Origin of the sequence: Agrobacterium sp. ST15.16.055, assembly GCF_027956555.1 — a bacterium.
In the GTDB taxonomy this organism is placed as follows: Bacteria; Pseudomonadota; Alphaproteobacteria; order Rhizobiales; family Rhizobiaceae; genus Agrobacterium; species Agrobacterium salinitolerans.
On sequence record NZ_JAQKGN010000003.1, the window covers coordinates 275,404 to 295,341 of the forward strand.

The window sequence follows — 19,938 nt, forward strand, 5'->3', positions numbered from 1 at the left end:
TTGACAAGACGACAATCATGATCGAACTGACCATCGCCCCGCCCGGCCATCCGCTTTCCGGTAAGGTCGAGCCGCCCGGCTCCAAATCCATCACCAACCGCGCGCTTCTCCTGGCTGGTCTTGCCAAGGGCAAAAGCCACCTGACCGGCGCGCTGAAAAGCGACGATACGCTTTATATGGCCGAAGCCCTGCGCGAGATGGGTGTCAAGGTAACCGAACCTGACGCCACTACCTTCGTGGTGGAAGGCACGGGTGTACTTCAGCAGCCGGAAAAGCCGCTTTTCCTTGGAAATGCCGGCACCGCAACGCGCTTCCTAACCGCCGCTGCCGCACTTGTGGACGGCGCCGTCATCATCGATGGCGATGAGCACATGCGCAAACGCCCGATCATGCCGCTGGTGGAGGCCCTGCGCTCCCTCGGTGTCGAAGCGGAAGCGCCGACCGGTTGCCCGCCCGTCACCGTCTGCGGCAAGGGTACTGGGTTCCCGAAGGGCAGCGTCACCATCGACGCCAATCTTTCCAGCCAATATGTGTCGGCGCTTCTGATGGCGGCCGCCTGCGGCGACAAGCCTGTCGATATCATCCTCAAGGGCGAGGAAATCGGCGCGAAGGGCTATATTGATCTCACCACATCGGCCATGGAAGCCTTCGGCGCGAAGGTGGAGCGGGTGAGCAACGCCATCTGGCGCGTGCATCCGACCGGTTACACGGCGACCGATTTCCACATTGAGCCGGATGCCTCCGCCGCCACCTATCTCTGGGGTGCGGAACTTCTGACCGGCGGCGCAATCGATATCGGCACGCCCGCCGATAAATTCACCCAGCCGGATGCCAAGGCCTATGAGGTCATGGCGCAGTTTCCGCATCTGCCCGCCGAAATCGACGGTTCGCAGATGCAGGATGCCATTCCGACCATTGCCGTTCTCGCCGCCTTCAATGAGACACCGGTGCGTTTCGTCGGCATCGCCAATCTGCGCGTCAAGGAATGTGACCGTATCCGCGCCGTATCGCTCGGCCTCAACGAAATCCGTGAAGGTCTGGCGCATGAGGAAGGCGACGACCTGATCGTGCATTCCGATCCGGCGCTCGCCGGGCAGACGGTCGATGCCTCCATCGATACCTTCGCCGATCACCGCATCGCCATGAGCTTTGCGCTGGCGGCGCTGAAGATCGGCGGCATTGCCATCCAGAATCCGGCCTGCGTCGGCAAGACCTATCCCGGTTACTGGAAAGCGCTCGCTTCGCTCGGCGTCGAGTACACCGAAAAGGAAAGCGCTGCCGAGCCGCAGCACTGAAGCCATCAAGGAGGGATCGCCTGTGAAGACCACCGCCGCAAGACTTCTCGCGCTGCTCGTCTTCCTGGGCGTGGCCTGCCCGGCCTTTGCGGAAGAATTTATCCGCTCCTATCATTCCGTCGTCGAGGTTGCGAAGAGTGGCGAACTGACGGTGACGGAAACCATCACCGCCCGTGCCGAAGGACGAAACATCAAGCGCGGCATCTTCCGCGATTTCCCGCTTTACGCGATGGATGCCAATAACCGCCGGACCAAGGTGGATTTCAACGTCGTTTCGGTGGAGCGCGATGGTTCCCCGGAGAACTGGCGCACCGAGAATATCGATGGCGGCATCCGCATCTATACCGGCAGCGCCGAGCGTTTTCTGCCGACCGGCGAACATATCTTCCAGATCACCTACACCACCGCCCGGCAGATTCGTTATTTCAGCGACTATGACGAACTCACCTGGAATGTTACCGGCAATGGCTGGCAATTCCCGATGGGCGAAATTTCCGCCACCATCACGCTGCCGCAGGGTGTGAAGGCCACCGACACTGCCGTTTTCACCGGTCCACTCGGTGCCAAAGGCAAGGATGCTCGCATTTTGAGCGAAGGCAACGAGGTGTTTTTCGCCTCCACCCGCCCGTTTTCAGTGGGCGAGGGCATGACAGTTGCCGTGAAGTTGCCGAAGGGCGCCATTGCCGCCCCCGACTCCTCCCAGGAGGCAGGTTGGTGGCTACGTGACAATCTTGCCATCCTGCTTTCGGGCGGCGGGCTTTTCGCAGTGCTGCTCTATTATCTGCGAGCATGGTTCGCGGTCGGCCGTGATCCGGCCAAGGGCGTAGTCGTGCCGCGCTGGGATGCGCCGGAGGGGCTTTCGCCGGCTCTGGTCAATTACGTCGATAACAGGGGTTTCTCAGGTGCCGGCTGGACGGCGCTCTCTGCCTCGGCCCTTGATCTTGCGGTCAAGGGTTATGTCGTTCTGGAGGATTTGAAGAACGCCATCGTCATTCGCCGCACGGAAAAGGCAACCGCTGCCGATCTGCCGAGCGGGCAGAAGACGCTGCTTGCCTCCATCGGCGGTTCGGGGAAGGCGCTGACCATCGACAAGGCCCATGGGGCGGAGGTGGAAAAGGTCGGAAAACAGTTCCGCGCGGCGATAGAGAAAGAACATCGCGGCAAATATTACCGCAGCAATGCCGGTTACACCGTCTTCGGCATCTTCCTCAGCATCGCCCTCATCGTCGCGACGTTGATCTTTGGCGATCTGGATGAAAGCGCCATTGCCGCCGTGCTGGTCTTCGGCTTTTTCGCCTTCTTCTTCAGCATCCTGTCGATCGGCATCGGCCGGCAGTTCTCGCGCGGCGCCCCGCTGCGCAAGCGGATCGGTGGCATCGTCATGCTGGCCTTTGCCGGTTTCGTGGCCTTTTCAGCCATTGGCGGCATCGCCACGCAAATCCTGCTGGATGTCACCCATGACACCAAGTCGCTGGCGCTGGCCGCCATCGGCGGCATCGTGCTCACCAATGCGCTGTTCCTGTTCCTGATGGGCGCGCCGACGCCGCTCGGCCGCAAGCTGATGGACGGTATCGAAGGTCTCAGAACCTATCTGACGCTGGCGGAAAAAGACCGGATGAACATGGCCGGCGCGCCCGCCATGTCGCCGCAGCATTTCGAGACATTGCTGCCCTATGCGGTGGCGCTCGGCGTCGAAAAACCGTGGAGCCGCACCTTCGAGGCCTGGCTTGCGACCGCCGCTGCCGGGGCCGCGGCTGCAAGTTATGCGCCCGGCTGGTATGCGGGCAGCAATTACGGCAGTTTTGGCGACAGGATCGGCGGCTTTTCGACCTCCATGGCCAATACCATCGCCTCCACCATTCCCCAGCCCGTCAGCTCTTCCGGCTCCAGCTTTTCGGGCGGTGGCGGCGGCGGTTTTTCTGGCTCCGGCGGCGGTGGCGGTGGCGGCGGCGGCTGGTAACGTCCGCTGGCGCTAATTTAACCGATAGCTGGTGACTTTTGCCGCTGGTCTTGCTAAGTCCGCGACACTCTTTTGCAACAGATTAAAGTCCTTATCCCATGCCCGATCTTCTGCTTGAACTTCGCTCCGAGGAAATCCCCGCCCGCATGCAGCGCAAGGCGGCGGGCGATCTGAAGAAACTCGTCACCGATGCGCTTGTGGAGAGAGGGCTTACCTATGAGGGTGCGCGCGAATATTGGACGCCGCGCCGCCTGACGCTGGATATTCGCGGCCTCAATGCCCGTTCTGCCGATGTGCGTGAAGAAAAGAAGGGTCCGCGTACCGACGCCAATGAAAAAGCCATCGAAGGCTTTCTGCGCGGCGCTGGCCTAAATGATATCTCGGAAGCCCAGGTGGTTTCCGATCCGAAGAAGGGCGATTTCTATGTCGCCATTATCAACAAGCCCGGCCGCCCGGCGGAAGAGATCATCGCCGAGGTTATGCCCGGTATCATCCGCTCCTTCCCCTGGCCGAAATCCATGCGCTCCGGCCCGGCCTCGATGCCCAAGGGTTCCAGCTACGGCGGCATCGAAGGCAAGGGCTCGGAAAGCCTGCGCTGGGTGCGTCCGCTGCAATCCATCGTCTGCCTGTTCGGCCCCGAACATGACGAAACGCAGGTCATTCCCTTCGTCATCGACGGCATCGTCGCCGGCAACGTCACCTATGGCCATCGGTTCCACGCACCGGGTCCCATCACCGTGCGCCGTTTCGAGGACTATGTCTCGAGCCTCGAAAAGGCGAAGGTCGTGCTGGATGCCGAGCGCCGCAAGGACATCATCCTGCACGACGCCAAGGATCTGGCGTTCGCCAACGGTCTTGAGCTGGTGGAAGACGAGGGCCTGCTCGAAGAAGTCTCCGGCCTCGTCGAATGGCCGCAGGTGCTGATGGGCACCTTCGAAGAGGATTACCTGCAAATCCCGGCGGAAATCATTCGCCTCACCATCAAGACCAACCAGAAGTGTTTCGTCACCCGCAATCAGGGTGCGGAAGAGGGGCTTTCCAACCGCTTCATTCTGATCTCGAACATCGAGGCAAGTGACGGCGGCAAGGAAATCATCCATGGCAATGGCAAGGTCGTTCGCGCCCGCCTGTCGGATGCCCGCCATTTCTGGAACCGTGACCAGGGCGATCTGCCCGATCTGGAAACGCTCAAGGATTCGGCTGCGAAATTCGACCTCGATCTGAAGAAGCCGCTCGACCAGCGCATGGCAAAGCTCGATGCGCTCAACGTCACTTTCCACGCTAAACTCGGCACGCAGGGCGAGCGTGTGGCTCGCATTCGCGAACTTGCCAAGGCGCTGGCTCCAGTCGTCGGTGCCGATGCTGATCTTGTGGACCGCGCCGTGGTGCTGGCGAAAGCCGACCTGCGCACGGAAGCAGTGGGCGAATTCCCCGAGCTTCAGGGTCTGATGGGCCGCAAATATGCGGCCTTGCAGGGCGAGAATGAAAGCGTCGCGGCTGCGATTGAAGACCATTACAAGCCGCAGGGTCCCTCTGACCGCTTGCCGGCCGACAAGGTGGCGATCACGGTGGCTCTGGCTGACAAGCTCGATACGCTCGTCGGTTTCTGGGCCATCGATGAAAAACCGACCGGCTCCAAGGATCCCTTTGCCCTGCGTCGTGCGGCGCTGGGCGTGGTTCGTATTCTGCTTGAGAAGAATGTGCGCCTACCGCTCTTGAGCGTGGCGAAGGACCCGGATCTCCTCTCCTTCTTCCACGACCGCCTGAAAGTCTATCTCCGCGATCTCGGCGCCCGTTACGATCTGATCGACGCCGTCCTCACACCCGAATCCGACGATCTCCTGATGATCGCCCGCCGTGTCGAGGCGCTGACCGCCTTTATCACCGGTGAGGATGGCCGGAACCTACTGGCCGGTGCAAAGCGCGCCACCCAGCTTCTGGCCGCCGAGGAAAAGAAGGGCACCGTGGTGGCCGATGGCGTCTCGGAAGAACTCTTGAAGCTCGATGCTGAAAAAGCGCTTTACGCGGCGATCAAGACCGCTTCTGCGGATGCCGCAAAGGCCGTCGAAGGCGAGGATTTTCGCTCGGCCATGCAGGCGCTTTCGACGCTTCGCGCGCCCGTCGACAAGTTTTTCGAGGATGTGCTCGTCAACGATGAAGATGCGGCCATCCGCGCTAACCGTCTGGCGCTGCTGAAGGCTATCCGCGAAGCGACTGGGACGGTTGCGGATTTCTCGAAGATTGCCGGGTGAGAACATGGGGGTAAACGGGCATTGCAGAATGCTGGGTTTCACCCCCCTCTGTCCTGCCGGACATCTCCCCCTCAAGGGGGGAGATCGACCAGTCGCGACCTCTTAGCCACATTGAACGTTTCGGGAAGAGCGGGGAGCATGCCTCTCGCCGATCTCCCCCCTTGAGGGGGAGATGCCCGGCAGGGCAGAGGGGGGTAAGCTACGGTCTCGACTGCCGCAGGATGAGTTCCCATTGACCCACACACATCCCAAAATCCTCATCAGCGCCTGCCTCCTCGGCCAACCCGTCCGCTACGACGGCAAGGGCAAACCTCTATCCCACCCGGCAATCGAGCGCTGGCGGAAGGAGGGCAGGCTGGTGACCATCTGTCCGGAAATGGCGGGTGGCATGCCCGTGCCGCGCCCGCCGGCGGAAATCGAGAACGGTGCCTCCGGCCTCGATGTGCTGGAGGGTCGCGCCCGCGTGCTGGAAGTGACCGGCGGCGATGTCACGGCGCAATTTATCGCCGGTGCGGAAAGGGCGCTGGCCTTCGCCAGGGCCAATGGCTGTACTTACGCGCTGCTGATCGACGGCAGTCCGTCCTGCGGATCGGTTGCGATCTACGACGGTTCGTTTTCGGGCGTCAAACACGCGGGCAATGGCGTGACGGCGGCGCTGCTCGAAAAAGCCGGTATTGCGGTCTTTTCCCCGGCCGATATCGACCGGCTGGATGCGCTGACCCATTGAAATAAAGAGCGCCGGAGTTCCCCCCGGCGCCGTTTTTATCGATAGCTCTCGGGCCAATCACCCCGCCATGCGCATCCGCTCTGCCATCCCATGCAACTGGTGGCTGGAGGAGACGCGGAAGCCGCGGATGAGGTTCAGCAGCTCTTCGGTATCGACGGCCAGCGCTTCCGCCGAAGCGGTGGTCTCTTCCGCCATCGCCGCATTGTGCTGGGTGGCGACATCGAGCTGGTTGAGCGACGAGGAGATCGAGCGCAGCGTCGTATCCTGTTCGGCGGCCGAATGGGCGATCTTGCTGACGATCTCGTTGGCGGATTTGATCTGGTCCGAAATGCGTTTCAGCGCATCGCCAGCCTCGCCGACAAGGCGCACGCCGTTTTCCACCTGGGCGGAAGAGCGGGCGATCTGGTCCTTGATCTCCTTGGCGGCGGCGGCGGATTTCTGCGCCAGTTCGCGCACTTCCTGCGCCACCACGGCAAAGCCCTTGCCGGCCTCACCGGCGCGTGCCGCTTCCACACCGGCATTCAGCGCCAGAAGATTGGTCTGGAAAGCGATGTCGTCGATCACGCCGATGATGTTTGAGATCTGATCGGATGACTGTTCGATACCGCTCATCGCCGTGATCGCTTCTTCCACCACCCGGTCGCTGCGGATGGCTTCGGAGCTGACGGTGGTGACGCGCTTGGCGGCGTCGGCCGCCCCTTCCGCCGTCTGGCGCACCGCAACCGTCAATTCATCAAGAGCGGCCGAGGTTTCTTCCAGATTTGCTGCCTGCCGTTCGGTGCGCTGCGAAAGCTCGTTAGAGGCCTTGCGGATTTCCTCCTTGGAGCCGCCGATGTCGATGCTCTTGGAGTTCACTTTGGCCATGGCGGCATCGAGATGGATCAGGGCCTCGTTGAAATTGTCGCGCAACGCCGCGTAACGGTTGCCGAGATCGCCGCAACGTACGGTCAGATCGCCGCCGGCGAGCTTCTCCAGCGCCTCGCCAATGGTGGTGACGACGCGCGCCTGCAGTTCCGCCTCGTCGCGCTGCATGTCGAGATTGTTTTGGCGCTCGGCATTGAGCTGCCGCTGCTGTTCTTCCTCACGGCGCTGCATGGCATGGCGCTCGCGCACCTTGTCCTGAAGCGAGGCGGTGGCCTTGGCCATCATGCCCACTTCGTTTGTCAGGCCGGTATGGGGAATGGCGAGCGAAACGTTCTCATTGGCCACTTCCCCGAGCGCCCGGTGAATATCGCCAAGCGGCTTCGAAATGCCACGGATGACATAGAAGGCGGCGGCAAGCGCCAGCACGAATATGGCGACGCCCATGGACAGCGCCTTCATCACATCGCCGCGCACTTGTGCGTTCAGGTCGTCGATGTAAACGCCTGTCACGACCACCACCTGCCAGGGGTCGAAGGCAAGCGCATAGGCGCTCTTGGCGTAGTCATTGCCTTCCATGCCGGGCTTCGGACCGTAAAAATCCGTCTGGCCGCCGCCATTGCGGCCAAGCCGCACCAGTTCGTCACGATAGGCGAAACCCTTGCTGTCAGGCTTGCCCTTGAAGTTTTCGCCGACGCGCTTGGCATCGGGGTGGAACTTCATCGTCACGTCATAGTCGTAACCGAACAGATAGCCGTCCGGCGTGAAGCGCATGGCGCTGACGGTGGCGTAAGCCTGTTTCATGGCTTCGTCGCGCGAAAGTGTTCCGGCCGTTTCCTTGTCGTGGAAGGATTGCAGGATGGAAATGGCCGATTGCACCTGCGTCCGCAGCATGCCGTAGCGTTCCTCATAGATAGCATCGGTGGCGGATTTCAGCTGGTAAAACGTCGCCACGGCGAAGGCGGCCATCAGGGCCAACACGAGAACGATCAGTTGACGGGAAATGGAAAGGTTCTTCATGGGCGCTCACAAGCGTTTGGAATCGCGCGCCTGAAAATGCCGCGCGGTACCGATGTTTCGGAGAGGGGAGAGGCGCATGATGCGCGATAAAAAGGGCCGAAAGCGCGTATCCGCGCCGTGGCCTCATCCTGTGCTGCATCGCACTATAAAATCACTTAGCGGCTAAAAATTTGAATAAATATTTAATTAGCGAAGGCTTTATGAGGCTTCGTGCGCAGAATAAGCGGCGGAGAAAGCAACATTCTCCGCATGGTTGCGGCGTCGTTTTGGGAATGCAGCGATGACGCGATTACTTGACATTCGTCATAATCAAGCGTCATCGGCCGGTCAGTTGCCGCGCAATTTGAAATCCGGGAACTGGGGCGCGCCGATTACCGAGGCGCTGGTCGGCTCGGCTGCATTTGCGGTGGAAAGTTCCTTGACGGCTGCCGTGGTCGTCGTCACGTCGATACCGGCCGGTGTCGAAACCGTCTCAACCGGATGTGCCGCGGGCTCGGCCTCGTCATAGGTCGCAATCGCCGTGCTGGAGGTTTCCGCCATCCATGCCGGATTGGTGCTGACGAAGGTGACGGGCGCGCCGCCAAGCCAGGCTTCGGTGCGCACCAGGGTGCGCTTGCCGTCGACTTCGCGCATTTCCGTGTGCTGCGTGCCCGGCTCAATGGAGGGAACGGCATAACCTTGCGCCACGGCTTTTGCCTTCATGGGTTTGCAGCCCGCGCAATCGCGACGAATGAAGCTGCCATTGGCCACATGCACGCCGTTTATATATTCGATGGAAGACGCCATCGCCGACCCGCCGGTCAGCGCGATAACAGCTGTCAGAAAAAGACGACGCATCGAAAAACCCCCGAAATGACGGCGCGGCCTCGTGGTCGAGACACAGTGCGCCATTCAATGTTCCGGCAAGTATTACCGATGTTTCGTTTCCATCGGGTCAGTAAACTTGGTAAAAATTGAACGAAATATTCGCGTCCAATCCCGTTTGCCTTCAGGATCAGGCCTTTTCGCGGGCGACGGCCTGCCAGCCGATATCGCGGCGGCAGAAGCCGTTTTCCCACTCCACCTTGTCGGCCAACGCATAAGCGCGTGCCTGCGCTTCCGTCACGGTCTTTCCAAGGGCGGTGACGTTCAGTACGCGTCCACCCGTGGCCACCAGCCCGCCATCCTTCAGCGCGGTTCCGGCATGGAACACCTTCGCCTCTTCGCTGGCCTCGGGAATATGGGTGATCGGCGTGTTCTTGTCGTAAGCGCCGGGATAGCCCTTCGAGGCGAGGACGACGGTCAGCGCCGCATCGTCGTGCCATTCGGCCTCAACCTTGTCCAGCGTGCCGGTGGCGGTGGCATAGAGGATCGGCAGCAGATCGCTTTTCAGGCGCATCATCAGCACCTGGCATTCGGGGTCGCCGAAACGGACGTTATATTCGATCAGTTCCGGACCCTTGGCGGTAATCATCAACCCGGCGAAGAACACGCCGGAGAAGGGATTGCCATCCTTGGCCATGCCCGAGATCGTCGGCTCGATGATCTCCTTCATGGTGCGCTCCACCATATCAGGTGTCATGACAGGGGCGGGGGAATAAGCGCCCATGCCGCCGGTATTCGGACCGGTATCGCCATCGCCGACGCGCTTGTGATCCTGTGCGGTGGCGAGCGCCAACGCGGTCTTGCCGTCGGACAGGCAGAAGAAGCTCGCTTCCTCACCGTCGAGGAAAGCTTCCACCACAACCTCGGCGCCAGCCGCGCCGAAAGCGCCGTCGAAACAGTCGTCAATCGCGGCAAGCGCTTCCGCTTCCGTCATGGCCACGGTCACGCCCTTGCCGGCGGCAAGCCCGTCGGCCTTTATGACGATGGGCGCGCCCTGTTGGCGAACATAGTCCTTGGCCGGTTCAGCGGTCTTGAAACGCTGGTAAGCGCCGGTCGGAATATCGTAGCGCGCGCAGAGATCCTTGGTGAAGCCCTTGGATCCCTCCAGCTGGGCGGCGGCTTTCGAGGGGCCGAAAGTGGCGATGCCGGCGGCGCGCAGATCATCCGCAAGACCCGCCACCAGCGGTGCTTCCGGGCCGACGACGACGAAGTCGATTGCCTTTTCTTTCGCAAAGGCGATGACGGCCGCGTGGTCTTCCACGTTCAGCGTTACCAGCGTTGCGTGGTCGGCAATGCCGGGATTACCGGGGGCGGCATAAAGCGCATCGAGCAGGGGAGATTGGGCGATTTTCCACGCCAGCGCATGTTCGCGTCCGCCGGAACCGATCAACAGAACTTTCATGGTCAACACCCCTGCAAATTCGCCAGTAACCTTGTGGCACGGGCGTTAAGGGCAGGGGGGCGAAAGGTCAAGGAGAAAGCGCCGTCAATGCCTGTCTTTCCCTTGAACTCAGCCTTTCCTGTGGAATCGTTGCCGCCTCTTGTTGTCACGCCACAATCAGACATTATGTTCGCCGCTCCAGATGTGACATCAGAGAACCTCATGACCGCAGATAATGCCCGCCTCGCCACGCTCATCGCCTCCGAAATCAACGCCCGCCCCGATCAGGTGAAGGCGGCGGTAGCCTTGCTGGACGAGGGCGCGACCGTTCCCTTCATCGCCCGTTACCGCAAGGAAGTGACCGGAGGCCTCGATGACACCCAACTGCGTACACTCGCGGAACGCCTAGTCTATCTGCGCGAATTGAATGCACGCCGCGGCTCCATCGTGGAGTCCATCACCGGTCAGGGCAAGATGACCGATGAGCTGATGGTAAAGATCATGCAGGCGGGCACCAAGGCGGAGCTGGAAGACCTCTACCTGCCCTATAAGCCGAAGCGCCGCACCCGTGCCGAAATCGCCCGCGAACGTGGCCTCGGTCCACTCGCCGAAGCCATCTGGGAAAACCGTGCGGCCGATCCGGCGAAGCTGGCGGAAGCCTATGTGCAGGGCGAGGTGGCCGATGTGAAGGCCGCACTTGAGGGCGCGCGCGATATCGTTGCCGAAACCATGACGGAAAACGCCGATCTTCTCGGCCGCCTGCGTGATTACATGCGCCAGAACGCCACCTTCCGCGCCAAGGTCGTGGATGGCAAGCAGGCGGCGGGCGAGAAGTTCTCCGATTATTTCGACCATTCCGAACGCTGGGCAACGGTGCCGGGCCACCGGGCGCTCGCCATGCTGCGCGGCTGGAACGAGGAAATTCTCACACTGACGATCGATGTCGATGCGGATGATCCCTCGCCGGTGAAGCCGTCGCAGCGCACCATTGCTGCCGCTTTCGATATCCGCAATGCCGGACCTGCCGATCAATGGCTGATGGACGTGGCGGGCTGGACCTGGCGCGTGAAGCTTTCCATGTCGCTGTCGCTCGATCTGATGCGCGAATTGCGCGAGAGGGCGGAAGAAGAGGCGATCAATGTCTTCGCCCGTAACCTGAAAGATCTGCTGTTGGCCGCTCCCGCCGGCTCCCGCGCCACCATGGGCCTCGATCCCGGCATCCGCACCGGCGTCAAGGTGGCCGTGGTCGATGGCACCGGCAAGCTGCTGGATACCAGCACGGTTTATCCCTTCCCGCCCAAGAACGACGTGCGCGGCACGCAGGCCGAACTCGCCTCGCTGATCCGCAAACACAATGTCGAACTCATCGCCATCGGCAACGGCACGGGCAGCCGTGAAACCGAAAAGCTGGTTGCTGACCTTCTGGCACAGCTGCCGGCTTCCGCGTCCGGTGCAAAGCCCACCAAGGTCATCGTCTCGGAAGCCGGCGCGTCTGTCTATTCCGCTTCGGAACGGGCGGCCGCCGAATTCCCCAATCTCGATGTGTCCTTGCGCGGTGCGGTTTCCATCGCCCGGCGTCTTCAGGATCCGCTGGCGGAACTGGTGAAGATCGAGCCGAAATCCATCGGCGTCGGTCAGTACCAGCACGATGTCGATCAGGGCCGCCTCAGCCGTTCGCTCGATGCCGTCGTGGAAGATGCCGTGAATGCCGTCGGCGTCGATCTCAACACGGCCTCGTCGCCGCTTCTGGCGCGGGTATCGGGCCTTGGCAGCTCGATTGCCGATGCCATCGTTGCCCATCGCGATCAGACCGGTCCTTTCGCCAGCCGTAAGGATTTGCTGAAAGTGCCGCGCCTTGGCCAGCGCACTTTCGAACAATGCGCCGGCTTCCTGCGCATCCCGAACGGCAAGGAGCCGCTGGATGCGTCTTCGGTGCACCCGGAAGCCTATGGCGTGGCCAAGAAGATCGTCGCTGCCTGCGGCCGTGATCTGCGTTCGCTGATGGGGGATAGCGCCGCGCTGAAAGCGCTTGACCCCAAGCGCTTCATCGACGAGCAGTTCGGCCTGCCGACCGTCAAAGACATCATCGCCGAACTGGAAAAACCCGGCCGCGACCCGCGCCCGAGCTTCAAGACTGCGACCTTTGCCGATGGCGTGGACGAGATCACCGACCTGAAGCCCGGCATGCTTCTGGAAGGCACCGTCACCAATGTCGCCGCCTTCGGTGCTTTCGTGGATATCGGCGTGCATCAGGATGGCCTGGTGCATGTCTCGCAGCTCGCCGACCGTTTCGTGAAAGACCCGCATGAGGTCGTCAAGGCGGGCGATGTCGTTAAGGTCCGAGTCGTCGACGTGGATGTGAAGCGCAAGCGCATCGGGCTGACCATGCGGAAGGATGGCGGCGAGGCCGCGCCGCCGCCGATGCGTGAAAAGAACAATGCGGGCGCCATGCGCCATGCCACAGCAAAACCGAAAGAGCGCAACGAAGGGTCGCAATCCGGTGGCGCTCTCGCCGCTGCCCTTGCCGAAGCCATGAAGCGACGCTGACCTCCGGTTGAAATGTTTTTTGACCAAAAAGCCCCGCCGGTGTGTCCGGTGGGGCTTTTTGCTTGATGAAATCGTTCAATTTTTTTGAAATAAGACTATCTTGCAACTTGTGCTGAAAGGAATACGGTCAGCGAAATTGATAAGTGAGACTTAGCAATTGGGGGTGCCATGGCGTCGTCTCTGCATGTTCTTCTCGAAAAGATAATCAAGAACGGTGATCTCACCGTGAATAGTCCGGGCGGCAGCCGCACATTTGGCGACGGCACGGGAAAAAAAGTGGTTCTGAATTTCACTGACGAAGCCGCCATGCAGGAGATTGCCGCCGATCCGGCGCTCAAGCTCGCTGAAATGTATATGGAAGGCCGGGCGAAGGTCGCGGAAGGCGACATTTACGATTTTCTGGCGCTGGTCAAAGGCAATACGCTGAGCGAGGCGCTCTCCTTCGGCATGATCTGGCGTGGTATGGCGCGCATCATCGCCGCCCGCATCAAGATGCATCTGCCGGTCAACCACAACAAGAGCAACGTCGCCCATCATTACGATCTGAGCGCCAAGCTGTTCGATCTCTTCCTCGACGAGGACTGGCAATATTCCTGCGCCTATTTCAATCCGCCCGGCATCAGTCTCTATGAAGCGCAGGTCGCGAAAAAACGGCACATAGCCGCCAAGCTGATGACCGAGCCGGGCCAGAGCGTGTTGGAAATCGGCTCCGGCTGGGGCGGCATGGCGATGTATATTGCCGAAAGCGCCAGTGCGGATGTAACCGGCATTACGCTCAGCGAAGAACAGCTGCGCGTTTCCCGCGACCGCGCCGCCAAACGCGGCCTTGAGGCAAATGTCCGTTTCGAATTGCAGGACTACCGCTACCTGCCGGCTTCGAAAAAATACGATCGCATCGTCTCCGTCGGCATGTTCGAACATGTCGGGCCGACCCATTACCGCGATTATTTCGACAAGGTGGCGGAGGTGCTTGATGACAAGGGTGTGATGGTGCTGCATTCCATCGGCCAGCCCAGCCCGGCGCTGGCGACCAACCCCTTTATCGAAAAATATATTTTCCCCGGTGGTTACATTCCCTCGCTCGCCGAGGTTCTGCCGGCGATCCAGAAGTCCGGGCTCCTGGTAAAAGATATTGAAATACTGCCCATGCATTACGCCCATACGCTTCGGCATTGGCGGGAACGTTTCGTGGCGCGAAAGGCAGAGGCGGTCGCGCTTTATGACGAACGGTTCTTCCGCATGTGGGAGTTTTATCTGGCGGGCTCGGAAATGGCCTTCACCCACGAAAACTTCCATATTTTCCAGATCCAGCTTGCCAAGGACCGCGATGCCGTGCCGCATAATCGCGATTACATCGCGCAGAACGAGGCAAGGCTGCTGGAATTCGAGAAGACGCGCACGCCGCTGGAGAAGGTGACATTCTGACCACGGCCGAGTGACGAACGTTTCCGCACACGCGGCGTCATCCTCGGGCTTGTCCCGAGGATCTATCCACGTTGCCTAAAGTCCTTCGGTTGCAGATGCTCGGGACAGGCCCGAGCATGACGGCGGTGGTGTTTGAGGCCGTGTCGCCACCCTCCGCAGGAGTCGAATTTCAACCCGCGCTGGTTAATGGAATGGAAAGACAATCCCTCTAATTCTACGGACACCTGTCTGTATTGCGTTTCTGGGGTTGTTTCATGTTCAAGCCGTCAGCGGCCATTGCCGCCTGTGTCGTGTCGCTTTTTGCCGTGGGTAACGCCCATGCCGATGGCTGGTTTTCCGGTGACTGGTATCTGAAACTCGGCGGAGCCGGTTTCACCGCGCCGAAATATCAGGGCGATAACAAGAATGAATTCGGCTTTTCGCCGATCATTTCGCTCGGCCGTCAGGGCCAGGGCGCGCGTTTCACCTCGCGCAACGACAGCGCCTCGATTTCGCTTCTGGATAATGGCCCGATCAGCATGGGTCTTGCTGGAAAGCTGGTGTCCCCGCGCGACGAGGGCGACTCGTCCGATCTTAAGGGCATGACCCGCATCAAGCGCGGCGGCGAGCTTGGCGGTTTCGCCGAGGCCTATCCGACCGACTGGCTGCGCGTTCGCGGCGAAGTCCGTCAGGGTATTCGCAGCCATAGCGGCGTTGTCGGAGACGTTGCCGTCGATGCCTTCACCGACATCGCCCCCGGCATCCAGATTTCCGCCGGTCCGCGTGCGACATGGGTGAGCAGCAAATATAATGAGCGTTATTACGGCGTAAGCGCAGCCCAGACGGCTGCCGGCGCGCCATCGCCCTACAGCCCCGGGGGCGGCCTGCATTCGGCCGGCGTTGGCGCAGCCATCACCTGGAAGGTCACCGAAAACGCCGAAGTCGGTTCGTTTGCGGAATATCGCCGCCTGACCGGTGACGCCGCCGACAGTTCGCTGGTGCGCGAACGCGGTTCGAAGAACCAGTTCATCGTCGGTGTTCAGGCCAGCTACAAATTCAATTTCTCGCTGCCCTGAGGGGCGGACGATAAGGTCTTGCAAAGCCCCGTTGCCAAGCCGCAGCGGGGCTTTTTCGCATGCGGGGCCGATGCTGAAATCCATTCCGATTTTTTTGCCAATGCTGTAGAACCATCCCATGGTTCACCACAGCGATTTGTCAGACCGCGTTTCCGACGCGCCATCCAACAACTGGGTCTATCGGATTTTGCCGAGGGCTCTCTGGCCCTATGCGCAATTGGCCCGGTGGGATCGTCCCATTGGCTGGCAATTGCTGATGTGGCCGTGTTTCTGGTCCGCAGCCCTTGCGGCCAATGCAGCATTGGCGACGGGCGGCTTTTCCTGGGAAACGCTGATCTGGCACTTGGTGCTGTTTTTCATTGGATCGGTGGCGATGCGCGGCGCGGGCTGCACCTATAATGATCTTGCCGACCACAAGATCGACATGGCCGTGGCCCGGACCCGGTCGCGGCCGCTGCCATCGGGCAGGGTGAGCCGCGGGCAGGCCAAGCTCTTCATCGTACTGCAGACGCTCGCCGGCCTTGTCGTACTTTTGCAGTTCAACGGCTTCGCGATCGTCACCGGCATAGCTTCGCTGGTCTTCGTGGTAATCTATCCTTTCGCCAAGCGCTTCACCCACTGGCCGCAGTTCTTCCTCGGGCTGGCCTTTTCCTGGGGCGCGCTCATGGGTTGGGCCGGGCAGTTCGCTTCACTCGCCTGGCCGCCTGTCCTGCTTTATGTCGGCGCGATCGCCTGGACGATCGGTTATGATACAATCTACGCCCATCAGGACAAGGAAGACGATACCGCCGTGGGCATCGGCTCGACCGCTCTGCTGTTTGGAGAAAACACACATCGCTGGCTGGTTTTCCTTTATGGCACAGCCCTTGTCATGATTTTCCTGTCGTTCTGGATGGCGGGCGTTAACATCATTGCCTATAGCGGCCTCGCCGCTGCGGCCATCATGCTGTTCCGGCAGGTCTGGGTGCTCGATATCGACGACGTCGACCAATGCCTGGTGCTGTTCAAATCCAACAACCGCGTCGGTGTGATGATTTTCGCGGGTCTCATCCTGCCGCTTCTGCTTGCCTGAAATCACCGGAATAGAAGACGCCAAAAAGCCCGGCCGCATTGTGCGCGCCGGGCTTTTGATTTGTTTTTGCTGACTTTTATCAGCTGCGGGCGATGATTTCCTTGCCCTCGATCTTCATGCTCATGCCCAGCGAACCGGTGGAGCGGCGAACGAGGAAGCGCGGACGGCGATCCGCGAAATAGGAATGGCGGCGCCGCGGACGGGTATTCTGGGTGCGCACCTTGCCGAGATGTTCTTCCAACGGACGGGCAACGCCATCGGCTTCCACCATCAGCATCGGAATGCGGTAGGCCTCGGACCAGCTGCGCCAGTCGGCGGCGATGTCGCAGAGATCGTGGGCGACGAGAAGCGGAACACAGAGATCCGGATCGTCATGGTGCAGTTCCAGCGTCACGGTGACCTGTCCATCGCCATGGTCGATGGCGCGGGCGGCGACACCCTTGAAGGCGCGGGCTGGCAAAGCGAAGGACAAAGGCAGGCCGGAAGAGGAGAGAACCTTTCTCAGAACGGCGCCCCGTTCATCGAGAGTGACGGCAACATCGGTCGCGCCATTGCCTTTTCCATAGGTGACCTGTTGCGGAAAACGTGCCGGGTCTAACCTGAGAGTGGCGACGGCCCAGTCGGGCTTCAGAACGGTCTTGGTCATGTTTAATCTACCCTTGTTTTACCTGAGAGCCGGTTTCCGGTCTTCTCATCGGGACTTTTCATCCTCTGATGTCAGGAGATTATCCGCTGCCTGTTCGAGACTGCTTAAAAATCGCGGTTAAGAAAACTTTGCATTCCCAGATGGTTAGCAAAACCCACTGTGGCATGGTTTCGCGTAGGTAAAGGAGATCGAGACAATGCGATTTTTATGCCCGCCGAAAATGTGCTCTTTCAAGCTACGGGCAAGGCGCGTCACGCATAGTCGCGCCAAGGCTTGCCGTGCGCCCGGATGGGACGTGCGAGGGGTGGATTTAAAACCGGAGCTTTTGGTGCCCTAAGGGATGCACTGCGCTCCAGGGGGCATTCGGATGGTATCGACTTTTCTCAGCTACGACCTCATCAACCGCGATATGAAGACGAGCATTTCGCGCGTGTCGCAGCAGGGACTCGTGGAGCGGCAGACGAAATATTACAAGGAAAACATCGGCAATGTGAAAAGCGTCGATGAGTTCCTCGATAATTACCAGCTCTATTCCTATGCCATGGACGCCTTTGGTCTCGGCGAGATGACCTATGCCAAGGCGTTCATGAAAAAGGTGCTCGATAGTGACCTGAATGATCAGAACAGCTTCGCGAACAAGCTGACCGACGAGCGTTATCGGGAATTTGCCGCCGCCTTCAATTTCAGCTCTTCGACGAAGACCGTGCAGACGGACGCGCAGCTCGACAAGATGATCGGGCTTTATGATACGTCGATCACCAATCTGAACGACAGCCTTGCGGAAGAGACGCGTTATTACAAGGCAATCATCGGCACGGTCACCAATGCCGATCAGCTGCTTCGCAACGACCGCACCCGCGCCTATATCTTCCAGGTCTTCGGCATTGATGAGAAGACCTATTCCTATGCCCACATCAAGGGCTTGATGACGAGTGACGTTTCCGATCCGGACAGCTACATCAACCAGAAATTCGGCGCGGCCTATAATGACGCGGTCGAAAAGCTGGCGATGAAGGGCAATATCGAACTGCACGGGCAGGTCACCGCGCGTATCACGGCAATCGATACCGAACTTGCCGGGACCGGCCTGACGGCTGATGAGCGCTCCAAACTCGAGGCGGAGAAGGTGACGCGTCAGGACCAGCTGACCCAGCTGGAGGCCGTTCTGCCGCCGCAGGATCAGTGGGAGGCAAAGCTCGCGGCAATCAAGGCGGAACAGACGACGCTGTCGAACACCGTCAACCAATATAACAAGATGGCGCAACTGGCCAATGCCTTCGAATTCGGGAATGACGGTACGGTCGTCGCCGGCGGGGCAATGACAGCCGAAAATCTGAAAGCCGTCACGGACTCTTATATCGGCAGCGCGCCGCGCGTGACGCCGACCGTCGCGACGCTGAATCGGGATTATTTCGAATCCAAGATTGGGTCCATCACGACGGTAGAGGAACTGGTGTCGGATGCGCGGCTTCTCAATTACATCAGAACGGCCTTCGACCTGAACGACCTGACCATCGTGCCAGCGACGATCAAGAACATCCTCACCAGCGATCTCAGCGATCCGAACAATTACATCGCGACCCTGGGCAGGAACGACAAACGTTACCTCGCCCTGAAAAACGCATTCAATTTTCTCCCCGATGGGACGCTCGCGGCCGGCTCGACGCCGCAGACAACAACACAGACCGCGACGACCACCGGCGGTTACATGACACATTACAACGATGCGGACGAGGCAGCTGACGCAAAGGCGCTCACGCTGTTCAAGAGCAGTATTGGCAATGTTAGAAGCGTCAATGATTTTCTTGGAACCAATGCCGTCTATACCTATGCGCTGAAAGCCGTCGGTCTCGATCCTGCCAAGGTGAACATCTCCGACATTAAGAAGGTGCTGACCAGCGACCTTCAGGACAAGAAGAGCTACGTTTATACGCTGAAGGACGACCGATATGTAAAGCTTGCCGAACTCTTCAACTTCGCCAAGGACGGTTCGGTCGGCACACCCATTCTGGCGCAGTCCGAAATCGAGCTGCAGACCATGTCAGCCGACTACATCAAGAAGAAATCGGCTTTCGGCACCGACAAGGACAAGGAAGCGGCAACGACCGAGGCAAAATATTTCTCGGGCGAGATGCAGAAGATCAAGACGCTGAGTGAATTCCTTGCCAATGATCGCCTGACCAAATTCGCGATGGAATCGCTCGGTATCGACCCCAAAAGCGTGACCAAGGAACAGCTGCAGAAAATCTTCACGTCCGACCTCGATGACAAGAACAGTTACGTCAACAAGGAGATGGACCCGGTCTTCCGCCGCCTCGTCACCGCGTTCAATTTCGACAAGGAGGGCAAACTCCTTCATGAAGACCGCAGCCTGATCCAGACACGGCGTGGACTTTATGAAACGCTCGACAATTATCTGACCCAGACGCTGGAAACGCAGGCGGGTGAAGAAAACGCCGGTGTGCGACTGGCGCTCTATTTCAAGCGCATGGCGGCGGGGACGACGTCCTATTATTCGATCCTTGCCGATACTGCGATCCAGAACTTCATCAAGACCACCTTCGGCATTCCCGATGAACTCGGCAATGCGGGCGTCGATACCCAGGTGGCGATGATGAAGAAATATTTCGACATCAAGGATTTTCAGGATCCGGATAAGGTCAAGAAGCTGATCGCCCGCTTCACCATCATGTACGACAACCAGCAGAACGTCGCCGATCCCATCATGACGCTGTTCAACGGCAGCGGCTCGGCGGGTATCAGCGGCGACACGCTGCTGGCGGTCGCAACGTTGCGAGCACGGTAGGTGAGAAAGGCCGGGTTTGCCCGGCCT

General features: G+C 60.0%; 13 protein-coding genes. 9 read left to right on the top strand and 4 right to left on the bottom strand.

What is annotated here, in order from left to right; genetic code table 11:
- Positions 1-17: 17 nt before the first annotated feature.
- The 4 genes from PL599_RS07350 (at position 18) to PL599_RS07365 (ending at position 6,234) form a co-directional block, all read left to right on the top strand.
- Positions 18-1,295 (top strand): 3-phosphoshikimate 1-carboxyvinyltransferase, encoded by a 1,278-nt coding sequence (locus tag PL599_RS07350; protein WP_269823319.1) that lies wholly within the window; start codon positions 18-20, stop codon positions 1,293-1,295.
- Between the two features lie 22 nt (positions 1,296-1,317).
- Positions 1,318-3,255, top strand: coding sequence for a DUF2207 domain-containing protein (locus PL599_RS07355; protein WP_269823318.1), 1,938 nt, complete (start codon positions 1,318-1,320; stop codon positions 3,253-3,255).
- A 98-nt stretch (positions 3,256-3,353) separates the two neighbouring features.
- Positions 3,354-5,507, top strand: a complete 2,154-nt coding sequence (gene glyS / locus PL599_RS07360; protein WP_269823317.1) for a glycine--tRNA ligase subunit beta — start codon at positions 3,354-3,356, stop codon at positions 5,505-5,507.
- Positions 5,508-5,739: 232 nt separating this feature from the next.
- Entirely contained in the window at positions 5,740-6,234 is a 495-nt protein-coding gene (locus PL599_RS07365; protein ID WP_269823316.1) for a DUF523 domain-containing protein, read from the top strand.
- A gap of 57 nt (positions 6,235-6,291) precedes the next feature.
- Here the strand turns inward: PL599_RS07365 and PL599_RS07370 are convergent, their stop codons facing one another.
- From PL599_RS07370 to purD, 3 genes are all read right to left on the bottom strand, one after another.
- On the bottom strand, positions 6,292-8,115 hold the full coding sequence (locus PL599_RS07370; RefSeq protein WP_269823315.1) for a methyl-accepting chemotaxis protein: 1,824 nt from the start codon (positions 8,113-8,115) through the stop codon (positions 6,292-6,294).
- Between the two features lie 327 nt (positions 8,116-8,442).
- Entirely contained in the window at positions 8,443-8,952 is a 510-nt protein-coding gene (locus tag PL599_RS07375; protein WP_269823314.1) for a plant virulence effector HPE1-like domain-containing protein, read from the bottom strand.
- Positions 8,953-9,109: 157 nt separating this feature from the next.
- Positions 9,110-10,381 (bottom strand): phosphoribosylamine--glycine ligase, encoded by a 1,272-nt coding sequence (purD, locus tag PL599_RS07380; protein ID WP_269823313.1) that lies wholly within the window; start codon positions 10,379-10,381, stop codon positions 9,110-9,112.
- 201 nt (positions 10,382-10,582) lie between these two features.
- On the opposite strand from purD, the gene PL599_RS07385 reads away from it, so the two are divergent.
- The 4 genes from PL599_RS07385 (at position 10,583) to ubiA (ending at position 16,459) form a co-directional block, all read left to right on the top strand.
- Entirely contained in the window at positions 10,583-12,907 is a 2,325-nt protein-coding gene (locus PL599_RS07385) for a Tex family protein (protein WP_269823312.1), read from the top strand.
- 168 nt (positions 12,908-13,075) lie between these two features.
- Positions 13,076-14,332 (top strand): SAM-dependent methyltransferase, encoded by a 1,257-nt coding sequence (locus PL599_RS07390; protein ID WP_269823311.1) that lies wholly within the window; start codon positions 13,076-13,078, stop codon positions 14,330-14,332.
- Positions 14,333-14,586: 254 nt separating this feature from the next.
- On the top strand, positions 14,587-15,387 hold the full coding sequence (locus PL599_RS07395) for a MipA/OmpV family protein (RefSeq protein ID WP_173988193.1): 801 nt from the start codon (positions 14,587-14,589) through the stop codon (positions 15,385-15,387).
- A gap of 118 nt (positions 15,388-15,505) precedes the next feature.
- Positions 15,506-16,459, top strand: coding sequence for a 4-hydroxybenzoate octaprenyltransferase (gene ubiA, locus PL599_RS07400; protein ID WP_269823310.1), 954 nt, complete (start codon positions 15,506-15,508; stop codon positions 16,457-16,459).
- Positions 16,460-16,538: 79 nt separating this feature from the next.
- Here the strand turns inward: ubiA and PL599_RS07405 are convergent, their stop codons facing one another.
- Positions 16,539-17,105, bottom strand: a complete 567-nt coding sequence (locus PL599_RS07405; RefSeq protein WP_046800659.1) for a DUF6101 family protein — start codon at positions 17,103-17,105, stop codon at positions 16,539-16,541.
- A gap of 367 nt (positions 17,106-17,472) precedes the next feature.
- On the opposite strand from PL599_RS07405, the gene PL599_RS07410 reads away from it, so the two are divergent.
- Positions 17,473-19,911 (top strand): DUF1217 domain-containing protein, encoded by a 2,439-nt coding sequence (locus PL599_RS07410; protein ID WP_269823309.1) that lies wholly within the window; start codon positions 17,473-17,475, stop codon positions 19,909-19,911.
- Positions 19,912-19,938: the final 27 nt, after the last annotated feature.